This is a genomic window from Enterobacter cloacae complex sp. ECL72 (genome assembly GCF_019056635.1).
Taxonomy (GTDB): Bacteria; Pseudomonadota; Gammaproteobacteria; order Enterobacterales; family Enterobacteriaceae; genus Enterobacter; species Enterobacter hormaechei_C.
Genome location: NZ_CP077659.1, coordinates 1721341 through 1742102 on the forward strand (window position 1 = coordinate 1721341; position 20762 = coordinate 1742102).

The window sequence follows — 20762 nt, forward strand, 5'->3', positions numbered from 1 at the left end:
GGAAACACCTTTGCAGGAAATGCATTAATGATGGATGCCGGACATATCAGCATTCGCGCGCTGCTGATCTTCATCGACGTTTATGAAACGCAGAATTTTTCCGTGGTGGCGAGGCGGGAAGGGATTTCTGCGTCGCAGGTCTCACGCGTGATCCACCAGCTTGAGGACGCCCTCGGGCAACAGCTTTTCTACCGCAACACGCGGGCGATTATGCCCACAGAGAGCGGGCATCTTTTTGTGCGCTATGCCCGGGCGATGGCCGGGAATATGGAGGACGCGCGACGCGAGCTGGATGAACGCGCCCGCGAGCCGTCGGGCACGCTGCGTATCAATGGCCCGGTCTTTTTCGGACAGAGGCACATCGCGCCGGGCCTGCCGGGGCTTCTGGCGCGTTACCCTCGTCTCTCCATTGAACTGACCCTCACCGACGATTTTATCGATCCGCACCGTGACGCCGCGGACGTTATCTTCCGCATCGGCGCGCTGACGGACTCCTCGTTTCACGCCCGGGTGTTCGGGCAGCAGTTCTACCATCTGGCGGCCTCGCCGGACTATCTGCAAAAACATGGCGCGCCCGAGGGGCCGGACGATCTCAGCCGTCACCACTGTCTGGTTTACCGCGGTTCGTCCGGGCCTAACCGCTGGCTGATCCGGCAGCCGGGCGAGGCGTGGGTTCACTATCCCATTGTACCGCTGATGACTTCCAATAACGCGGAAACGCTCCTGATTGCGGCGCTGGGCGGCATGGGCGTTGTGCTTTTCCCGGACTGGATGGTGAGCGAACGGCTCAAAAGCGGTGAGCTGGTGGCGCTGCTGCCGGAAATGGAGTGTTCAATTAATACGGAGCCACTGACGATTGCGGCGATTTACCCGAACGCGCGTCATCCGCCCCTGAACGTCAGGGCGGTGATTGATTACTATATTGAGCGATTCGGTACGCCACTGTACTGGCAAACCTGAAGGTTAGCGGGCAAGCTCGCGACGGATAATGTCAGCCCCGGCGCTTAACGCCTTCAGCTTACCGTTGGCGACCTGGCGGGAAAGGGGGGCCATACCGCAGTTGGTGGACGGATAGAGCTTGTCTGCATCAACAAACTGCAACGCCTTGCGCAGCGTATCGGCCACCTCTTCCGGCGTTTCGATGGTCTGGGTGGCGACGTCAATTGCCCCGACCATCACTTTTTTACCGCGGATAAGCTCCAGCAGATCCATCGGCACGCGCGAGTTGTGGCACTCCAGCGAGATGATATCGATCTTCGAGGTCTGTAACTTTGGAAATGCCTCTTCATACTGGCGCCACTCGGAGCCGAGCGTCTTTTTCCAGTCCGTATTGGCTTTGATGCCGTACCCGTAACAGATATGTACCGCGGTTTCGCATTTCAGCCCTTCAATGGCGCGCTCCAGCGCGGCGATACCCCAGTCATTCACCTCGTCGAAAAAGACGTTAAAGGCAGGTTCGTCGAACTGAATAATGTCGACGCCGGCCGCTTCCAGCTCGCGGGCCTCCTGATTGAGAATTTTAGCGAACTCCCAGGCCAGCTTTTCGCGGCTTTTATAGTGGGCATCGTATAGCGTGTCGATCATGGTCATCGGGCCGGGCAGCGCCCACTTGATCGGCTTGTCAGTCAGCTGGCGCAGGTATTTCGCGTCGTCAACAAACACCGGCTTCTGGCGCGCCACCGCGTCTACCACGGTCGGCACGCTCGCATCGTAACGGTTACGGATGCGTACCGTCTGACGGTTCTCAAAATCCACGCCGCTGAGATGTTCAATAAAGGTGGTGACAAAATGCTGGCGGGTTTGTTCCCCGTCGCTGACGATATCAATCCCGGCGCGAATCTGTTCATCCAGAGACAAACGCAGCGCATCCTGTTTCCCTGCCAGTAATTCCTCGTCCTGGAGTTTCCACGGCGACCAGAGCGTTTCCGGCTGCGCAAGCCAGGTGGGTTTCGGCAGGCTGCCAGCCGTTGATGTCGGGAGCAATGTTTTCATAAAAGAACCTTTTATCCGTATTAAAGCGTGAAGTGTTGAGACCACTGCTCAAGAAGGGTTTTATAGGGTTTGATAAACCGCTCTTCGGTATATTTACCCTGTTCAATGGCCAGCCGGCTGCGCTCTTCACGGTCATAGACGATTTTGGTTAATGAGTGATCCTGCTGATTCAGGTCGGGCTGATAGCACTGTCCCGCAGCGGAATTGGCATTGTAAATTTCTGGTCGATAGATCTTCTGGAACGTCTCCATGGTGCTGATGGTGCCGATCAGTTCCAGATTGGTGTAATCACGCAGTAAATCGCCGGTGAAGAAGAAGGCGAATGGCGCGACGCTGTTTTCCGGCATGAAATAGCGAACCTTCAGGCCCATCTTCGCGAAGTACTGTTCCGTTAGCGACTCGCCGTCCGGCTGGTACTCATAGCCCAGCACCGGGTGGTGGTTACCGGTACGACGATAGGTGTCTTTGCTGGAGACGCTCAGGCAGATCACCGGCGCTTTTTTAAAGTTCGCCTGATATTCCGCAGAATGAACGAAGCTTTTAAAGATATTGCCGTGCAGCTCGCCAAAATTCTCGGGGAGAGAGAAACGGGCCCGGTCTTTATTATGCTCCAGCAGCAGGACGCTGAAATCATAGTCACGAACATACGATGAGAAGTTATTTCCGACGATGCCTTCGATGCGCTCGTGGGTTTTTTTATCCACGATCGTCGTTTGCAGAATTTCGATGGCCGGGAAAGTAAAATCGCCGCCGATATTCATATCGACAGAAATAATCTCCAGCTCGACGGCATAGCGGTCAGCTTTCGGGTTATCCCAGCTCGCCAGCGCGTTAAAGCGGTTGTTGATCATCACCAGCGTATTGCGCAGGTTCTCCTGACGCTTCTCGCCACGCGCCAGGTTGGCGAAGTTGGTGGTGGTACGCGTGTTTTCTGACGGGTTATAATTTTCATCAAAGCAACTGCGCTTAAGGGTAAATGTGAAAGCCTGACTCATTTGGTTATGCATCCTAAGTTCATGTTGCCGGAACGTTATCAATGCATAATTTATGCCTGAGCCACTGGCGCAGGGGAAGTGACTTAATTTCACTGCAACATGAGGGTTCTTCATGAACTGCGCGATTCAGGTATAATCCCCCGACATTTCCAACCGGTTTAAACGAACATGACAAAACTCACCCTACAAGAGCAGATGCTGAAAGCGGGCTTAGTCAGCAGTAAAAAGATGGCGAAGGTCCAGCGCACGGCGAAAAAATCCCGCGTCCAGGCTCGCGAGGCGAGAGAGGCTGTTGAAGAGAACAAGAAAGCCCAGCTGGAGCGTGATAAACAGCTGAGCGAACAGCAAAAACAGGCGGTGCTGGCAAAAGAGTTCAGGGCGCAGGTGAAGCAGCTGATTGAGATGAACCGCATCACCGTGGCGAAGGGCAACATTACCTTTAACTTTACCGACGGCAACCTTATCAAAAAAATCGAGGTCGATAAGCAGACGCAAACCCAGCTGATCAACGGCCGTCTGGCGATTGCCCGACTGGTGATTAACGCGAATGGCGACTGTGATTACGCGATTATCCCGGCGGTAGTGGCGGATAAAATTGCCCAGCGCGATGCGGACAGCATTGTGCTAAACAGCGCCCTGAGTCAGGAAGAGCAGGACGAAGACGATCCGTACGCAGACTTCAAAATCCCTGACGATTTAATGTGGTAATCCCCGCTCAGAACGGCGCGGCGTGACGGGCGTTCATCGTCTCGCCGCTCAGCGGATGAATAAAATTCAGAGCGCTTGCATGCAGCATCAGCCGGGGCGTTTCTTCCGCCCCCGGCCATTCCAGACCACCATACAGATCGCACCCCAGAATAGGGTGGCCTAACTGCTGGCAGTGAATGCGCAGCTGGTGGGTGCGCCCGGTCTCCGGGGTAAGCTCAACCCGCGTCAGCGGCATTGTCGTATCCTGGTAAATACGTTCCACCACCCGATAGCGGGAGCGAGCGGGCTTACCGGTGCGGGCACAGATCGTCATCAGCGGAAACAGCGCCGGATCTTTGGCAATCGGCGCATCCACGGTCCCTTCGTCCTGTTCCACATGTCCGCACAGCAGGGCGGTGTAAACCTTGTTCACGGCGCGCTGACTGAACTGGTGGCAAAGCGCGGCGTTGATCGCTTTGTTACGCGCAATGACCATCAGACCCGAAGTGCCAAAATCAAGACGATGCACCAGCGTGCAGCCGGGAAAAGTTTGAACAAGACGGTGGTGGACGGAATCGAGGTTTTGCGGATTTTTCCCCGACAGGCTGAGCAGACCGGAAGGTTTATTGATCAGCAGCAGATGCTCGTCCTGCCAGAGGATCTCAATGTTGTCGTGACAGGGTGGTGCAATAAACGTATCGATAATGACAGACATCAGGCCGCCGGGCTGGAGAGTGGGTGCGGATGATAACGAAATACGGGGGAAAAGAAAAACCCTCCCACCGGGCGGTGAGAGGGGGAAAACTTAGGCAGCGACCAGGCTGTCGATAGCGGCTTTCGCGTCGGTCTGCGCTTTGGTGGCCACTTCCGGGCCGTAAGCGATACCTTCAGCGAACACGAAGTTCACGTCGGTAATGCCGATGAAGCCCAGGAACAGCGTCAGGTACGGTGCGACCAGGTCGGTAGGGGTATCTTTGTGAATACCGCCGCGGCTGGTCAGTACAACCGCACGCTTGCCTTTCACCAGACCTTCCGGGCCGTTCTCGGTGTAACGGAAGGTTACGCCAGCGCGCGCCACCAGGTCGAAGTAGTTCTTCAGCTGGGTAGGAATGTTGAAGTTGTACATTGGGGCGTTGATCACGATAACGTCGTGCGCCTGCAACTCAGCAATCAGCTCGTCGGAGAGCGCCAGGGCTTCCTGCTGACGCGGGGTAAGAGGCGCATCGCTCGGACGCAGCGCGCCAACCAGCTCGCCGTCCAGCACAGGAATTGGGTTTGCCGCCAGGTCACGCACGGTGATTTCATCCGCGCTGTGCTGTTCACGCCACTGTTCAACGAAATAGTCAGACAGCTGACCAGACTGTGAATACCCTGCCAGAATACTGGATTTCAACACTAATACTTTGCTCATGGGAAATTCCTGTTTTGTATTTGATTGAGGGGGTTGCCCCGTTGCTTGTTGACACTTTATTCACAATCCTGCCACAGGGATAGCGCAATATATCGAAGCCTATGTTCGAATTTTTTGAATAAGGCGCGAAAAGCGCTGATGTGGTACTCTATACCAATCATTAAAAAGAGATTTTATCCGGCAGTGCACTGCCCGTTAACGCTATGACAGAACACCAAAAATTGACCTTCCCGATGCTGATGCAAAAGCTTGATTCGCTGATGCTGCGCGATAAACAGCGGTTTGCGCGCCGTCTGCACGGCGTTAAGAAGGTTAAAAATCCTGATGCACAACAGGCCATTTACCAGGAGATGGCCAACGAGATTGAACAGGCGGCAGGGAAAGTTGTGCTGCGTGAAGCCGCACGTCCGGAGATTACCTATCCGGAAAATCTGCCCGTCAGCCAGAAGAAACAGGACATTCTTGAGGCCGTACGCGACCACCAGGTGGTGATCGTCGCGGGGGAAACCGGTTCAGGTAAAACCACTCAGCTGCCGAAAATCTGCATGGAGCTGGGCCGCGGGGTGAAAGGGCTGATCGGTCACACCCAGCCGCGTCGTCTGGCGGCGCGCACCGTGGCGAACCGTATTGCGGAAGAGCTGCAAACGGAGCCGGGCGGCTGCATCGGCTACAAGGTGCGATTCAGCGACCACGTCAGCGATAACACCATGGTTAAGCTGATGACCGACGGTATCCTGCTGGCGGAAATCCAGCAGGATCGTCTGCTGATGCAGTACGACACCATCATCATCGATGAAGCGCACGAGCGCAGCCTGAACATCGACTTCCTGCTCGGCTACCTGAAAGAGCTGCTGCCCCGGCGTCCGGATCTGAAAATCATCATCACCTCCGCGACCATCGACCCGGAGCGCTTCTCAAAACATTTCAACAATGCGCCGATTATTGAGGTGTCAGGACGCACGTATCCGGTGGAAGTGCGCTATCGCCCGATTGTGGAAGAGGCGGACGATACCGAGCGCGACCAGCTTCAGGCCATCTTTGATGCCGTCGACGAGCTGGGCAACGAGAGTTCTGGCGACATTCTGATCTTCATGAGCGGCGAGCGCGAGATCCGCGATACCGCCGATGCGCTCAGCAAGCGCGATCTGCGCCATACTGAGATCCTGCCGCTGTACGCGCGCCTGTCGAACAGCGAGCAGAACCGCGTGTTCCAGCCGCACAGCGGGCGCCGCATCGTGCTGGCGACCAACGTGGCCGAAACTTCGCTGACCGTACCGGGCATTAAATACGTGATCGACCCGGGTACGGCGCGCATCAGCCGCTACAGCTACCGCACCAAAGTTCAGCGCCTGCCGATTGAGCCGGTTTCGCAGGCGTCGGCTAATCAGCGTAAGGGCCGCTGCGGCCGCGTGTCGGAAGGGATCTGTATTCGTCTCTATTCGGAAGACGATTTCCTGTCGCGCCCGGAGTTTACCGATCCGGAGATCCTGCGGACCAACCTGGCATCCGTTATCCTGCAAATGACCGCGCTGGGGCTGGGCGATATCGCCGCCTTCCCGTTTGTGGAAGCGCCGGATAAGCGCAATATTCAGGACGGGGTGCGGCTGCTGGAAGAGCTGGGGGCCATCACCACCGACGAACAGGCGACGGCCTACAAGCTAACGCCATTGGGCCGCCAGCTTAGCCAGTTGCCGGTCGACCCGCGTCTGGCGCGCATGGTGCTGGAGGCGCAAAAACACGGCTGCGTGCGCGAGGCGATGATCATTACCTCGGCGCTCTCCATTCAGGATCCGCGCGAGCGTCCGATGGACAAGCAGCAGGCGTCGGACGAAAAACACCGTCGCTTCCACGATAAAGAGTCCGATTTCCTCGCCTTTGTGAACCTGTGGAACTACCTTGGCGAGCAGCAAAAAGCGCTCTCCTCGAACCAGTTCCGCCGTCAGTGCCGGGTGGATTTCCTCAATTATCTGCGCGTACGCGAGTGGCAGGATATCTACACCCAGCTGCGCCAGGTGGTGAAAGAGCTGGGTATACCGGTGAACAGTGAACCGGCGGAGTACCGCGAAATCCATATCGCCCTGTTGACCGGCCTGCTGTCTCATATCGGGATGAAGGATGCGGATAAGCAGGAATATACCGGCGCACGCAACGCGCGTTTCTCCATCTTCCCGGGCTCCGGTTTGTTTAAGAAGCCGCCGAAGTGGACCATGGTCGCCGAGCTGGTGGAAACCAGCCGTCTGTGGGGGCGTATCGCCGCGCGTATCGATCCGGAGTGGGTTGAGCCGGTGGCGCAGCACCTGCTGAAACGCTCATACAGCGAGCCGCACTGGGAGCGTGGGCAGGGCGCGGTGATGGCGACGGAAAAAGTCACCGTCTACGGCCTCCCGGTGGTGGCCGCGCGTAAGGTTAACTACAGCCAGATCGATCCGGCGTTGAGTCGCGAGCTGTTTATCCGCCACGCGCTGGTGGAAGGCGACTGGCAGACGCGTCATGCGTTCTTCCGCGAAAACCTGAAGCTGCGCACCGAGGTGGAAGAGCTTGAGCACAAGTCCCGCCGTCGCGACATTCTGGTGGACGACGAGACGCTGTTTGAGTTTTACGATCAGCGCATCAGTCACGATGTGATCTCGGCGCGCCATTTCGACAGCTGGTGGAAGAAAGCCAGCAAAGAGGCCCCGGACCTGCTCAACTTCGAAAAGAGCATGCTGATCAAAGAGGGCGCGGAGTCGGTCAGCAAGCTCGATTATCCGAACTTCTGGCATAAGGGCAACCTCAAGCTGCGTCTGACCTATCAGTTTGAGCCGGGCGCGGATGCCGATGGTGTGACGGTGCACATTCCGCTGCCGCTGTTAAACCAGGTGGAAGAGAGCGGGTTTGAGTGGCAGATCCCCGGCCTGCGCCGCGAGCTGGTCATTGCGTTAATCAAATCCCTGCCTAAACCGGTTCGGCGTAACTTTGTGCCGGCGCCGAACTACGCCGAAGCGTTTTTAGGCCGCGTCACACCGCTGGAGCTGCCGCTGCTGGACGCCCTGGAGCGTGAGTTCCGCCGCATGACCGGAACCACCATCGACCGCGACGACTGGAACTGGGATCAGGTGCCCGATCACCTGAAAATCACATTCCGCGTGGTGGACGATAAAAACAAAAAGCTGCTCGAAGGCCGTTCTCTGACGGAGCTGAAAGAGGCGCTGAAAGGTAAAGTCCAGGAGACGCTCTCTGCGGTGGCCGATGACGGCATTGAGCAGAGCGGGCTGCACATCTGGAGCTTTGGTCAGCTCCCGGAAAGCTACGAGCAGAAGCGCGGGAACTACAAGGTGAAAGCCTGGCCCGCGCTGGTGGATGAGCGCGACAGCGTGGCGATTAAGCTCTTTGACAATCCGCAGGAGCAACAGCAGATGATGTGGCGCGGGCTGCGTCGACTGCTTCTGCTTAACATCCCGTCGCCGATTAAGTATCTGCACGAGAAGCTGCCGAACAAAGCCAAGCTGGGACTCTACTTTAACCCGTACGGTAAGGTGCTGGACCTGATCGACGACTGCATCTCCTGCGGTGTGGATAAGCTGATCCACGAGGCCGGCGGTCCGGTCTGGACGGAAGAGGGCTTTGCTCAGCTTCATGAAAAGGTGCGCGCGGAGCTGAACGACACCGTGGTGGAGATTGCCAAACAGGTTGAGCAGATCCTTACCGCCGTGTTCAATATCAACAAGCGCCTGAAGGGGCGGGTGGATATGACCATGGCCCTGGGGCTGTCGGACGTCAAGGCGCAGATGGCGGGGCTGGTGTATCGCGGCTTTGTCACCGGCAATGGCTTTAAGCGTCTGGGCGATACGCTGCGTTATTTGCAGGCGATAGAGAAGCGTCTGGAGAAAATGGCGGTCGATCCGCATCGCGATCGTGCGCAGATGCTGAAAGTCGAAAACGTGCAGCAGGCGTGGCAGCAGTGGCTCAACAAACTGCCGCCGGCGCGTCGCGATGACGACGACGTGCGGGAGATCCGCTGGATGATCGAGGAGCTGCGCGTCAGCTTCTTCGCTCAGCAGCTGGGAACGCCGTATCCCATTTCGGATAAGCGTATCTTGCAGGCGATGGAGCAGATTTCCGGCTAAAACCGTTGCCCGGTGGCGCTGCGCTTACCGGGCCTACGGGAGAATATGTAGAACATGTAGGCCGGGTAAGGCGTAGCCGCCACCCGGCTTTTTATCGTTTCTCCGGTTAAAACCGTTGCCCGGTGGCGCTGCGCTTACCGGGCCTACGGGAGAGCATGTAGAGCACGTAGGCCGGGTAAGGCGTAGCCGCCACCCGGCATGTCTTCAGGCACTGCTCCAGCCGCCGCCCAGCGCTTTATACAAATCAATTTGCGCCAGCAGCAGGTTGTTTTTCACCTGTACCACGCTGGTCTGCACCGAGAACAGCGTGCGCTGCGCATCGAGCTCATCCAGATAAGAAGAGTATCCGTTGCGGTAGCGGTTTTGCGCAATCCTCAGCGTCTCCTGCGCGACCGTCTGCTGTGCCAGCAGCTCGGTAAGCTGTTCCTGATAGCGGGTGATGGCATCAAGGCTGTCATTCACCTCAGCAAACGCGTTACGCACGGTTTTTTCGTAGCTATACAGCGCCTGATTCCGCTGGGACTGAGAGATATCTACCTGCGCATTCAGCGCCTGACGGTTAAGCAGCGGCGCAAGAATACTGCCGCCCACGCTCCAGAGCTGTAGCGGGTTATCCAGCAATCCCGACAGCGTGCGATCCTGCACCGATCCCGTGGCCGTGAGGTTGATCGACGGCAGCAGGCTGGCGCGCGATGCCGCCAGCGTCGCGTCCGCCGCAATCAGCTGACGTTCAGCCTGGACGATATCCGGGCGTCGGTTCAGTAGCGTCGACGGCAGCTGGGAGGGCAGTTTCAGCGGCGTCAGGGCATCAAAGCTTTCACCGCGCGCAACGTCACCCGGGTTGCTGCCCAGCAGCAGGCTAAGCGCATTTTCCTGCTGCGCAATCTGGTGCTGAAGCAGTGGAACCTGGGCGCGGGTGGCGCGCAGCTCAGAATCCGATTGCATCAGCTCAAGGCGAGAGCTGTATCCCGTCTCAAACTGTCGCTTGGCGAGGTTGAACGCCTCTTCACGCGACTTCAGCGTGGACCGGGTAACGCGAAGCTGTTCGTCCAGCGACAGCAGGGTGACGTACCCGGAGGCCACCGAGGATGCGACGGTAAGATCAGCCGCCGCAGCCGCCGCCTTTTGTGCCTCCAGCGACGCTTCAGCGGCACGGGAGGTGCTGCGGTTTACGCCCCAGATATCCACGTCGTAGCTGGCGGTCAGGCTGCCTTTGTACAACGTACCGTATACCGGAAGCCCCGTGGCGGCGGACTGCGAGCGCGCGCGCGTCCCGGTCATGCCCGCGTCAAGCGACGGGAACAGGCTGCCATCGGCGGCGTACACCCGGGCCTGGTACTCGTTAATCCGCTCGCGGGCAATCAGCACGTCGCTGTTATTCTTCAGCGCCTGATCCACATAGCGATTCAGATTGCTGTCGTGAAAATTTCGCCACCAGAGCTGCTCTGTCGGGCTGGCTGGCCCCGACGTCGCGCGCCACTGGGCCGGTATGTGCAGGGACGATTTGGCGGGCTCAACGTCTACCGACTGGCATCCCGCCAGGAAAGCCATTATCAGCAGGCCGGCTATCGGGCGAAGGGTCATTGTTTCGCCTCCCGCGTGTCGATGGTCACCTGCACCGACATGCCAGGACGCAGCAGCCGGTACGCCTCCGGCTCACCGAGTACCTCAATACGTACCGGGATGCGCTGGGCGATTTTAACAAAGTTGCCCGTGGCGTTATCCGGCGTGATAGCGCTGAACTCGACCCCTGTGGCCGGGGATATGCTCTCCACGCGCCCCTGATAGGCTTTATCGTTTAAGGCATCGACGGTGAATTTCACTGGCTGTCCGACGCGTAAATTCGCCAGCTGCGTCTCTTTGATATTGGCGATCACCCAGTGCTGCGGCGGGACCAGCGTGGTAAGGTGCGTCCCGGCGGTGACGTACGCCCCCAGACGCACCGCAATCTGCCCGAGCTGACCGTCACGCGGCGCGACAATCCGGGTGTTTTGCAGATCGATCTGCGCCAGCTCCAGCGCGGCTTTCGCATTCTCAACGTCCGCTTCCAGCGAACCGCGATTGACGATGACCGTTTGTAAATCCTGACGCGACATCTCAAGCGTTGCTTTCGCCTGGTCGATATCGGCGCTCCCCTGGGCGGCACTGGCCAGCGCCGAATCGCGCTCGCGAATGGAGAGGGAGCCGTCCGCGGTCAGCTCTTTCACGCGTTTCAAATCCGCCTGGGTTTTCAGACTTTGGGCACGGGCGTTTTTCAGCGCCGCCTCGTTTTTGGCAATCACCGCTTCCGCGCTTTTGCGCTGTTGCAGGTTGTTATTCAGGGCTGCAATTTTCATTGCCAGCTGCGCCTCGGCCTGATGGACGCGCTGGCGATAGATGCGGTCATCTATCTGCAACAGCAGCTCGCCTTTTTTAACCTGCGCGAAATCCTGAACATGGACCTCGGTAATGTAGCCGTTTACCTGGGGACTGATGAACGTGGTCTGGCCGCGCACGTAGGCGTTATCGGTAAACTGGGCATGACGCGTGAACGGGGGCAGCTGCCAGGCATAAAGGATCACCAGTACCCCGACAATGCCGATAGCCGCGGCGGTGAAAATGGAAACGACGCGCACATTTTTGCGGGTGTTGGCCTGCTCTTTGGCGGCATCCTGCTGACTCATAACTTCTCCTGAAAAATAGTCATTACTTGTTGCCAGTGGCGTTCTTAAGGGCCATACGGGCGGTGATGCGCAGGCGTAGCAAGCGCCATAAAATCCAGACCAGCGTGGCAGTGGCAATGCTCGCCGTCAGGAGATAAGTATCGTTGTAAGCCAGAATGTTTGCCTCAAGCGCCGTCACCGTCTGAAGCTGGGTAATGGCCTGGGTTCCCAGCAGGGAACTATCGCCAATCAGGCTTTTGTACATCTGGGTGTAAAGCTGAATGCGTTCGTTCACCAGCGGGTTAAGGGTAGTGAGCTGGTCAGCCAGCAGGCTGGAATGGTACTTCTCGCGCCAGGTCTGGAAGGTGCCGAGGATGGCGGACCCCAGCAGGCCCCCAAGGTTCTGACTCATACCAAACATCACGGAAAAGCTGACCAGATTGCGCGGATCGGCGATCACCCCGCCAATGGCGGCCAGCATCGCAGGCGCCAGGAAGAACGCGCTGCCGAAGCCCAGCAGGAACTGGCTGAATATAAGCTGATCCGGCCGGGTCAGGTTGTTGGACTGGCTGTCCAGCAGCGAGGCAACGATCATCAGCGCCAGCGAGGTGATAATCGGCCAGGCCAGTTTAGTGGGCTTAATCGTCAGACAGCTGGTGACGATACCGCAGACGATCCCGGCGAAAATAGCCCACGCCAGATGGGTCATCTGTTCATTCTGTAAGCCTACATATTGCAGCCAGCCGATGACGCCCGTGTTCTGCTCCGCCAGTACGATGCGGATCAGCAGCATGATCAGCCCCAGGCGTACGATGCTGCCGCTGGAGAGCCAACGGGTATTGAGCAGCGGGTTGTTGCGGTTATGTTCAAACACGATCGCGGAGACAATCAGCACCAGCGAGAGAGCCAGCGCCCAGCCGATCCACGGCGCTTCAAACCACCAGTCCAGACGCCCTAACGACAGAACCGCGCACAGCAGCGCCATGCCGGGCGCAAGCAAAAAGAAGGTGATGAAATCTTTCTTCTCGAAGACCTTGCGTCGATCGCCCGGCGGCAGCTTGAGCGCCATCACGCAGGCCAGGGAGATCAGGGCCAGACCCAGCTCGAAGAAGTACAGCCCGCGCCACTCATCAAGCTGTAACAGCTCGGTGGAGAACAGCCGCGCCAGCGGGATCGCCAGCGACGACCCGGTTATGCCGATGGTCAGCGCCTTCAGTCGGTGCTTCGCGGGCCAGGCCTGTATCTGGTAATAAATGCCGAGCGAGCTGAGCGCGGCGGCGACCATCCCGTGAGCCGCCCGTACCATCAGCGCCGAGCTGAGATCGTTCACAAACAGGTGGAAAAAGGTGACCAGCACATACAACACCAGGAAGCCTTCCGTAAAGGCGCGCAAACCGTACTGCTGGCGAAACTTTACCAGCAGCAGGTTGATGGAGACGTTGGTCATGACATAGACGGCAGGCAACCAGGCGATTTCAGTCGACCAGGCGCCAAAGGTGCCTTGCAGGTTTTGCAGATTGGCGGTGACGACCGCGTTACCCAGCGCCCCGGTCAGACACACCAGCAGGCCGACCACGCCATAGGCGATTCGTTTCGACGTCGGATGCTCCGGGGTGGAAGGGGAACCCAGGAGGGCGGGTTTCTCGTGTGGCTGCCACTCGCGAGGAGCATAAGGGTCGCGTTGGGGCAGGCGCATAGCGTGGTTTACCTTTCTAAAAGTTGAATTGTGAGCGGGCTAATGATTCTAAGGCTGACGCAAATCATAATTTAAGTGAATACGATTTTCTCATGTTAATCAAATGTGAGTGCTTTTTGAGAACGTTCCGGCCCGTTTTTTCAGCATTCATGCCATAGCATGACGCGCAGAAAGGGGGATAATCGAAGGCTCTGTATGTTGTAAGGAGGTAACGATGACAATGGCACTTTTCCCCTGTCTGCCTGGCACAACCCTCGACGCCGTGAATACCGTTGGGGCGTGGCTTGCTCAGGACGACTATCAGGACAACCAGCCCGTTGATCTGGTGATTCTGGCGGGTAACGCGGTGATCCCCGCGATTGATGCTGCCTGTAAAATCGCGGCTGAACAGGGTATACCTCTGATCATCAGCGGCGGGATCGGTCACTCGACGACCTTCCTCTACGCCGCGATTGCGAAACACCCCCGCTATAACAGGATACCCACCACCGGGCGGGCTGAGGCGGCTATTCTGGCCGACATCGCCCGTGAATTCTGGAACATTCCGGCCGAGCATCTTCACGTTGAGGATCAGTCGACCAACTGTGGCGAAAACGCCCGCTTCAGCCGGGCGTTGATGAAACAATCCGGACTGAACGCCGCCCGGGTGCTGGTGGTGCAGGACCCGACAATGCAGCGTCGCACAATGGCTACGTTTGCCCGCGTTTGCCGCGACGAGGCCGCATCGCCCGCATGGGTGAGTCATCCCGGCCTGACGCCCGTGCTGCAAAACAGCGACGACGGTCTGGTGTTTAGCGGCCCGGTCGAGGGGTTATGGCCGGTAGAGCGCTACTTGTCGCTGGTGCTGGGTGAATTTCCGCGACTCAGGGATGACATCAACGGCTACGGTCCGGCGGGACGTGATTTCATTGCCCATGTCGATATCCCTGCCGACGTGGACGCCGCGTGGCAGATCTTGCGAAACGACGTCATTCTCACCGACGCGCTGGTGAGCCGTTCTCTGCTGTAATGCTCTGCCCGTTTGCGCCATCTTTTACGCAAACGGGCATCCTGTGTTGCCGATTTGTGATTTTGGAAACGGGCTGACCCGTTTCTTTTATGAGATATCTCACAAAAACAGACTCATAGAGTAGGCAATTGCCCCGGTAATTATAGTTTTTAACATTAAGTTTACTTGTTAAAAACAGTGTGATTACAGGAGCAGGTTATGACAGTACCCGTACAACATCCTATGTATATTGATGGACAGTTTGTTGCCTGGCAGGGTGATGCATGGATTGACGTGATCAATCCGGCCACCGAAGAGGTCATTTCCCGTATCCCCGACGGCAGCGCCGAGGACACCCGCAAGGCCATTGACGCGGCAGATCGCGCGCAGGCTGGCTGGGAGGCGCTGCCTGCTATTGAACGCGCCAGCTGGCTACGCAAAATTTCCGCCGGGATCCGCGAGCGCGTCAGTGAAATCAGCGCGCTGATTGTGGCCGAAGGCGGCAAGATCCAGCAGCTGGCGGAAGTGGAAGTGAACTTTACCGCTGACTATATCGACTATATGGCCGAGTGGGCGCGCCGCTATGAAGGGGAAATCATTCAGAGTGACCGTCCGGGCGAAAATATTCTGGTGTTTAAGCGTGCCCTGGGCGTCACCACCGGCATTCTGCCGTGGAACTTCCCCTTCTTCCTGATTGCCCGTAAGCTCGCTCCCGCGCTGCTCACCGGTAACACCATCGTTATCAAGCCGAGCGAATTTACCCCAAACAACGCCATTGCGTTTGCCAAAATCGTCGATGAGATTGGCCTGCCGAAAGGCGTCTTTAACCTTGTGCTGGGCCGGGGTGAAACCGTCGGACAGGAGCTGGCCGGGAACCCGAAAGTGGCGATGGTCAGCATGACCGGCAGCGTCGGGGCAGGCGAGAAGATCATGGCTGCGGCGGCGAAAAACATCACCAAAGTGGGGCTGGAGCTGGGCGGTAAAGCCCCGGCCATCGTGATGGACGATGCCGACCTCGAGCTGGCCGTGAAGTCCATTGTGGATTCACGCGTCATCAATACCGGGCAGGTGTGTAACTGTGCGGAACGTGTCTATGTCCAGAAGGGGATCTACGACCGCTTTGTTAATCGTCTGGGCGAGGCAATGAAAGCCGTCCAGTTTGGCAATCCGGCTGAGCGAACGGATATTGCCATGGGGCCGCTGATCAACGCCGCCGCGCTGGAGCGCGTGGAGCAGAAGGTGGCGCGCGCGGTGCAGGAGGGGGCTAAAGTGGTCCTTGGCGGTAAAGCGGCAGAAGGCAAAGGGTATTTTTATCCCCCAACGCTGCTGCTGGACGTACGTCAGGATATGGCCATCATGCACGAAGAGACCTTTGGCCCGGTGCTGCCAGTGGTGGCATTCGACACCCTGGAAGAGGCGCTGAACATGGCCAACGACAGCGACTACGGTTTAACCTCGTCTGTTTATACGCAGGACCTGAACGTCGCGATGAAAGCCATTAAGGGGCTTAAGTTCGGCGAGACCTACATTAACCGTGAAAACTTTGAAGCGATGCAGGGCTTCCATGCAGGCTGGCGTAAATCCGGTATCGGCGGGGCGGATGGCAAACACGGTCTGAATGAGTATTTGCAGACGCAGGTGGTCTATTTGCAGTCGTAATCAGGAGCCCCCTCCATGCGAGGGGGTTCACATTTTCAGGAAAGGTGGTTATGTTGGCGCGATAATGATTCTTTATCGGGAAACAACATGCGCACAAAATATACGGGTCTGCAAATCAGCATTCACTGGTTGGTTTTTCTGTTAGTCATTATGGCCTATTGCGCCATGGAGTTCAGAGGGTGGTTCCCAAGAACCGATCGTCCGCTTATTAATATGATCCACGTTTCCTGCGGGATCAGCATCCTGGTGCTGATGGTGGCGCGCCTGCTTATCCGCCTCAAATTCCCGGCTCCGCCTATTCAACCGAAACCAAAAGCGATGATCACCGGGCTGTCCCATCTCGGGCATCTGGTAATCTACCTGCTGTTCATTGCGCTGCCGCTGATCGGTATGGTGATGATGTATAACCGGGGAAATGACTGGTTTGCGTTTGGCCTGACGATGCCGCATGCGGCGGAGGGGAATTTTGACCTGGTGGATACCCTAAAGGAGTGGCACGTAACGCTGGCGAATCTGGGGTATTTCGTGATTGGTTTGCACGCCTTTGCCGCGCTGATGCATCACTACTTCTGGAAGGACAACACGCTGCTGCGCATGATGCCGAAAAAGCGTCAGTAACCGATAATGCCCTGCTAACCCGCAGGGCATTTTTTTGCGGCTTATTGCAGTTGCGCGCGCTCCTGCGCCGTTAAGTCAAGTTCCAGAGTTGAACCCGTTTCCGAAGATTTTACCGCCGCTTCCAGCACCGCCATCACCGCCAGGGCTTCCACCGGATGGACCGGGTTGTCAATCTTGCCGTTCAGGGCATCGCGCACGTTTATATAGTACTGCCGCTGGTCGCCTTTTGGCGCAGGGATAGCGCTGGCTTCACCCTGGGCATTAAACAGCACCATAGCGTCGCTGTCTTCACCCCAGCTTTCGCTACCCGGAACGACGCCTGCCAGCAGCTGGGCTTCCTGCTGATCGATGTGTGCTTTCACCACGCTGGCCTTATCGCCGTGGACGGTAAAGCGGGCAACGCCACCCGCCACCAGCATGCTGCAATGGAGGACCACTTTGTGTTCCGGATAATTCAGCACCACGTGCGCCCAGTCGTTAATCTCCGCGCCGTCACGCAGGGTGGCGATGTTGCCCTGTACCGACTGCGGCAGACCAAAAAGCTGTAGCGTCTGGTCAATCATATGCGGGCCTAAGTCGAACCACAGGCCGCTGCCGGGCACGTTTTGCTCTCTCCAGCGCACGCGAACCTCCGGACGGAAACGATCGATATGCGACTCAAAATGTTTCACCTTACCGATACGGCCTTGCTCAATCACCTGCTTAATGCCGAGAAAATCGCTATCCCAGCGGCGGTTATGGAAGACCGAGAGCAGGCGCTGTTTTTCTTGCGCAAGCGCAATCAGATCTCGCGCTTCCTGCATATCCAGCGTAAACGGCTTATCCACTACCACATGCTTGCCGGCATTGAGCGCCAGGGTGGCCAGCGGCGCATGGGTCGCGTTAGGGGAGGCGATAACCACCAGGTCGATATCCGGGTGCTGAATGGCCTCTTCCGGCGTGGCGACAACGAGGACGTCCGGCAGGTCGCGTTTCACTTTCTCTTCATCCCGGGATGAGACCACCGCCAGCTTCAGGCCTTCGACGGACTGGATCAGCGGGGCATGGAACGTCTTACCTACAAAACCATACCCGATCAGCGCAATATTCATTGTCTTCACTTTATTCATGACCTTCTCCACGTTAATGCGCGCCAACGGTAACCTGCAAGGCGCTATGGTCCCCGAGCTCTGCCCAGGGACGATCTAAAAACAGTTGATGAATCTCGGATAACCCTGACACCAGATACGGTTCGCACTGGTTGAGTTTTAGATGGTCGGCGACTACCCAGTGCGCCTGGCTTGCGGCCAGCATGGCACGCTTCACTTCGGCATCCGCCTCCTGACTGGCGCTCAATCCGAGTTCGGCATGGATGGCGCATGCGCCAAGGATGGCAATATCCGCCCGGTAGCGAGAGAGCAGGGAAAGGGTGGCGCTTCCGGCAAACAGGCGTTGTTTCTGATCCCACTTTCCACCGAGCAGGATCAGGTCTATATCTTCCCGATCGCTAACCTGCTGGGCGATATCAAGAGAAGGGGTGATGATGGTCAGCGGCCCCTGAAGGAAAGAGGCAACGGCCAGCAGTGTGCTTCCGGCGTCCAGAAAAAGCGTCGAGCCCGCAGGCACGCATTGCGCAACCTGTTTACCCAGCCGCTGCTTAATTTCAGGGAGCAAGCTATTCCTGCTTACTCGGGTCATCGTCGAGAGATTCAGCGCGATGGCGCCGCCATGGTTTTTTTGTGCCAGTCCCTGTTTTTCCAGGTCGGTCAGATCGCGACGGATGGTGTCCGCCGAAACCTGCAATCGCTCTGCCAGCTCGGTAATGCTGGCCTGGCCTTGCTCAGTAATGATATCAAGCACATATTTCTGTCTGGCGGTTTTATGCATGGGGCAGTATCCTGCAAAATGTCGCAATAAATCGCAGTTTACAGCATTTTGCAGGAAAGGGAATCGCGACAGGTGCGGGATGTTATCCAAAAACAGTTTAATGAAGTGATTATTGATATCGCATTAATCAGTCATCAAAAACATGTATGTATCTTTTAGGTATGTTGTTATCGCTATGTTTTACTTGAAAATTTGGCTTAAGCTGCCGGATTATTGGCCCTAACCAGAATGTTTAACTAATTTGTAATTATAAATTAGTGCATATATCTATGAGTTTTTGTTTTTAAAGTAAAATAATTCAATTTTATTCGGTGTATTACTTAAGTTGACATTTCTTTGAAAATCTTTGTGTCTGATTCGGGGTGAAATTAACGCAAAAATGTACACCGGGGCATTTTAGAATTTTCTTTATATTACAGGGGGTTTATTTGTTTCATCTGAAAGGCCTTTTATAACGTTTTGTCCAGAAACCCCATCTTTTTTCTTATTTGTAACACCGCATTAACATTGCGGGTGTGGTTGCTCATATCACATTTTGTTATGCTGCGAATCAATAAATATTTAAGTAAATTCTTAAAAGAAAAAAAGAGATTGAACGGCTCTCATCTCAATTGAAATGGGCTTGGGGAACTATTACCCAAATTAATCGAGAAGAGGTGAGGATTTCTGAAGAATTATTTGTACCTCTTCCTGGGTATTTATTTGGCTATCACCTGGAGTCGGGGGATATTATGAAGATGAAATGCAATAACAGGTTGCTCAGATTATCTGTCTCCCTGACCTTAATTTCGCTGGTGGTGACTGCGGCTAATGCAAATAACGGCCAGACGGGGATATCTCCCGTTGCGGCAATGACGATGAAAGAAAGTATTCTTTTCGCTCTCGATCGCGACCCCTCGGTGAGCCAGCAGGCAGCGCAACTGGGGATCGGCCAGGCACAAATAGACGAAGCGCGCAGTGGCTGGATGCCACAAATAGCCCTGAACGGGAGTACGGGTCACAGCCAGACCACCGATTCAAGCGGCTCGTTGCGAAATTCCGCAGCCTGGGGCCTGAGCCTGACGCAGCTGGTGTACGATTTTGGCAAGACCAATAACAGCATCAGCCAGTCTTCAGCTCAGCGTGACAGCTATCGCTACCAGCTGATGAGCACGATGTCTGCCGTCGCGGAAAAAACGGCCCTCAGCTATGTGGAAGTAAAACGCTACAGCGATCTGTTGCAGGCGGCAAAAGAGAACGTGCAGGCGCTTAAAAACGTTGAGCAACTGGCAAAACTCCGCGCCGATGCTGGCGTAAGCTCCACCTCTGATGAGCTTCAGACCCGCACCCGTATCGCCGGGATGCAGGCGACGGTAGAGCAGTATAATGCGTCTCTGAACAGCGCCCGCGCGCGGCTGGCGGTATTAACTGGCATACAGGCTGAACGCTATTCACCGGTTCCGGGAGGTCTGGCCGTGGAGCCGGATTCTCTCAATCGAATTGATTATTCACTGATCCCAACGGTGATGGCCGCGCAGAACATGGAGCGTTCAGCCCAATACGGCGTAGAAACCGCCAGGTCTCAGCACTGGCCGACCTTAAGCCTGAAAGGGGGCCGCACCCGCTATGAGTCTGATAATCGCGCGTACTGGGATGATCAGATCCAGCTCAATATTGACGCACCGCTTTATCAGGGCGGCGCGGTCTCGGCGCGCGTCCGTCAGGCCGAGGGCGCAAGGGCAATGGCATCGTCCCAGGTCGATCAGGCCCGTTTTGATGTCCTGCAAAAAGCCTCCGTCGCACAGGCCGACTGGACCGGGGCGCGTGGACGAATGGAAGCCGGGAAGCGTCAGCTGGAAAATGCGTTGCGCGCCCGCGATGTCTACAAAAATGAATATACCCTGAGCAAGCGCAGCATTAACGATCTGCTCAGCGTGGAGCAGGATGTCTGGTCTGCCACCCCAGCGAAAATAATGGCTGAATACGATGGCTGGAGTGCGGCGATTAATTACGCCTCTGCGGTGGATAATCTCTTGCCGCTTATCGGAATAGAGAAAAACGCTGCCGCGAAATTACCTGATTTAAGTTAAAAAAAGGCGCGCCTTTCTGCGCGAAATAAGTCA

General features: G+C 56.6%; 16 protein-coding genes. 7 read left to right on the forward strand and 9 right to left on the reverse strand.

All coding sequences use genetic code 11. The features are described from left to right. Positions 1 to 27 precede the first annotated feature (27 nt). Complete coding sequence (locus KTH07_RS08385; protein WP_023303693.1) at positions 28 to 960, forward strand: LysR family transcriptional regulator; 933 nt, start codon at positions 28 to 30, stop codon at positions 958 to 960. A 3-nt stretch (positions 961 to 963) separates the two neighbouring features. Here KTH07_RS08385 and KTH07_RS08390 read toward each other — a convergent pair whose 3' ends face one another. Both KTH07_RS08390 and KTH07_RS08395 read right to left on the reverse strand, forming a co-directional pair. After that, positions 964 to 1992 (reverse strand): methionine synthase, encoded by a 1029-nt coding sequence (locus KTH07_RS08390; protein WP_003857302.1) that lies wholly within the window; start codon positions 1990 to 1992, stop codon positions 964 to 966. A gap of 20 nt (positions 1993 to 2012) precedes the next feature. After that, positions 2013 to 2987, reverse strand: coding sequence for a DUF1852 domain-containing protein (locus tag KTH07_RS08395; RefSeq protein WP_023296571.1), 975 nt, complete (start codon positions 2985 to 2987; stop codon positions 2013 to 2015). Between the two features lie 168 nt (positions 2988 to 3155). On the opposite strand from KTH07_RS08395, the gene KTH07_RS08400 reads away from it, so the two are divergent. Next, positions 3156 to 3695: a DUF2058 domain-containing protein gene (locus tag KTH07_RS08400; protein WP_017384500.1), complete on the forward strand. Its 540-nt coding sequence runs from the start codon at positions 3156 to 3158 to the stop codon at positions 3693 to 3695. A gap of 7 nt (positions 3696 to 3702) precedes the next feature. Here KTH07_RS08400 and KTH07_RS08405 read toward each other — a convergent pair whose 3' ends face one another. Both KTH07_RS08405 and azoR read right to left on the reverse strand, forming a co-directional pair. Further along, positions 3703 to 4389, reverse strand: coding sequence for an RluA family pseudouridine synthase (locus tag KTH07_RS08405; protein ID WP_017693463.1), 687 nt, complete (start codon positions 4387 to 4389; stop codon positions 3703 to 3705). Between the two features lie 90 nt (positions 4390 to 4479). After that, the gene (gene azoR / locus KTH07_RS08410; protein ID WP_015570577.1) at positions 4480 to 5085 is read right to left on the reverse strand and encodes an FMN-dependent NADH-azoreductase; all 606 of its coding nucleotides are present in this window, start codon (positions 5083 to 5085) and stop codon (positions 4480 to 4482) included. 203 nt (positions 5086 to 5288) lie between these two features. On the opposite strand from azoR, the gene hrpA reads away from it, so the two are divergent. After that, a complete protein-coding gene (gene hrpA / locus KTH07_RS08415) occupies positions 5289 to 9191 on the forward strand; it encodes an ATP-dependent RNA helicase HrpA (RefSeq protein ID WP_032619711.1) in 3903 nt (1300 codons plus the stop codon). Between the two features lie 204 nt (positions 9192 to 9395). Here the strand turns inward: hrpA and KTH07_RS08420 are convergent, their stop codons facing one another. From KTH07_RS08420 to KTH07_RS08430, 3 genes are read right to left on the reverse strand one after another with little or no spacing between them, the layout of a single operon-like run. Next, positions 9396 to 10775, reverse strand: coding sequence for an efflux transporter outer membrane subunit (locus KTH07_RS08420; RefSeq protein WP_063161897.1), 1380 nt, complete (start codon positions 10773 to 10775; stop codon positions 9396 to 9398). Further along, entirely contained in the window at positions 10772 to 11854 is a 1083-nt protein-coding gene (locus KTH07_RS08425) for an HlyD family secretion protein (RefSeq protein ID WP_017693458.1), read from the reverse strand. The genes KTH07_RS08420 and KTH07_RS08425 overlap by 4 nt, the downstream gene beginning before the upstream one ends. A gap of 22 nt (positions 11855 to 11876) precedes the next feature. Beyond that, positions 11877 to 13529 (reverse strand): MFS transporter, encoded by a 1653-nt coding sequence (locus KTH07_RS08430; RefSeq protein ID WP_023303698.1) that lies wholly within the window; start codon positions 13527 to 13529, stop codon positions 11877 to 11879. A gap of 214 nt (positions 13530 to 13743) precedes the next feature. On the opposite strand from KTH07_RS08430, the gene KTH07_RS08435 reads away from it, so the two are divergent. The 3 genes from KTH07_RS08435 (at position 13744) to cybB (ending at position 16794) form a co-directional block, all read left to right on the forward strand. Then, positions 13744 to 14538: a YdcF family protein gene (locus tag KTH07_RS08435; protein ID WP_023303699.1), complete on the forward strand. Its 795-nt coding sequence runs from the start codon at positions 13744 to 13746 to the stop codon at positions 14536 to 14538. Positions 14539 to 14736: 198 nt separating this feature from the next. After that, complete coding sequence (gene aldA / locus KTH07_RS08440) at positions 14737 to 16176, forward strand: aldehyde dehydrogenase (RefSeq protein WP_032619709.1); 1440 nt, start codon at positions 14737 to 14739, stop codon at positions 16174 to 16176. 87 nt (positions 16177 to 16263) lie between these two features. Beyond that, complete coding sequence (gene cybB / locus KTH07_RS08445; protein ID WP_015570570.1) at positions 16264 to 16794, forward strand: cytochrome b561; 531 nt, start codon at positions 16264 to 16266, stop codon at positions 16792 to 16794. Between the two features lie 41 nt (positions 16795 to 16835). Here cybB and KTH07_RS08450 read toward each other — a convergent pair whose 3' ends face one another. Beyond that, complete coding sequence (locus KTH07_RS08450) at positions 16836 to 17903, reverse strand: oxidoreductase (RefSeq protein ID WP_032619707.1); 1068 nt, start codon at positions 17901 to 17903, stop codon at positions 16836 to 16838. A gap of 13 nt (positions 17904 to 17916) precedes the next feature. Beyond that, on the reverse strand, positions 17917 to 18660 hold the full coding sequence (locus KTH07_RS08455) for a DeoR/GlpR family DNA-binding transcription regulator (RefSeq protein WP_015570569.1): 744 nt from the start codon (positions 18658 to 18660) through the stop codon (positions 17917 to 17919). A gap of 731 nt (positions 18661 to 19391) precedes the next feature. On the opposite strand from KTH07_RS08455, the gene KTH07_RS08460 reads away from it, so the two are divergent. Beyond that, positions 19392 to 20729, forward strand: a complete 1338-nt coding sequence (locus KTH07_RS08460; RefSeq protein WP_217310915.1) for a TolC family outer membrane protein — start codon at positions 19392 to 19394, stop codon at positions 20727 to 20729. Positions 20730 to 20762 lie beyond the last annotated feature (33 nt).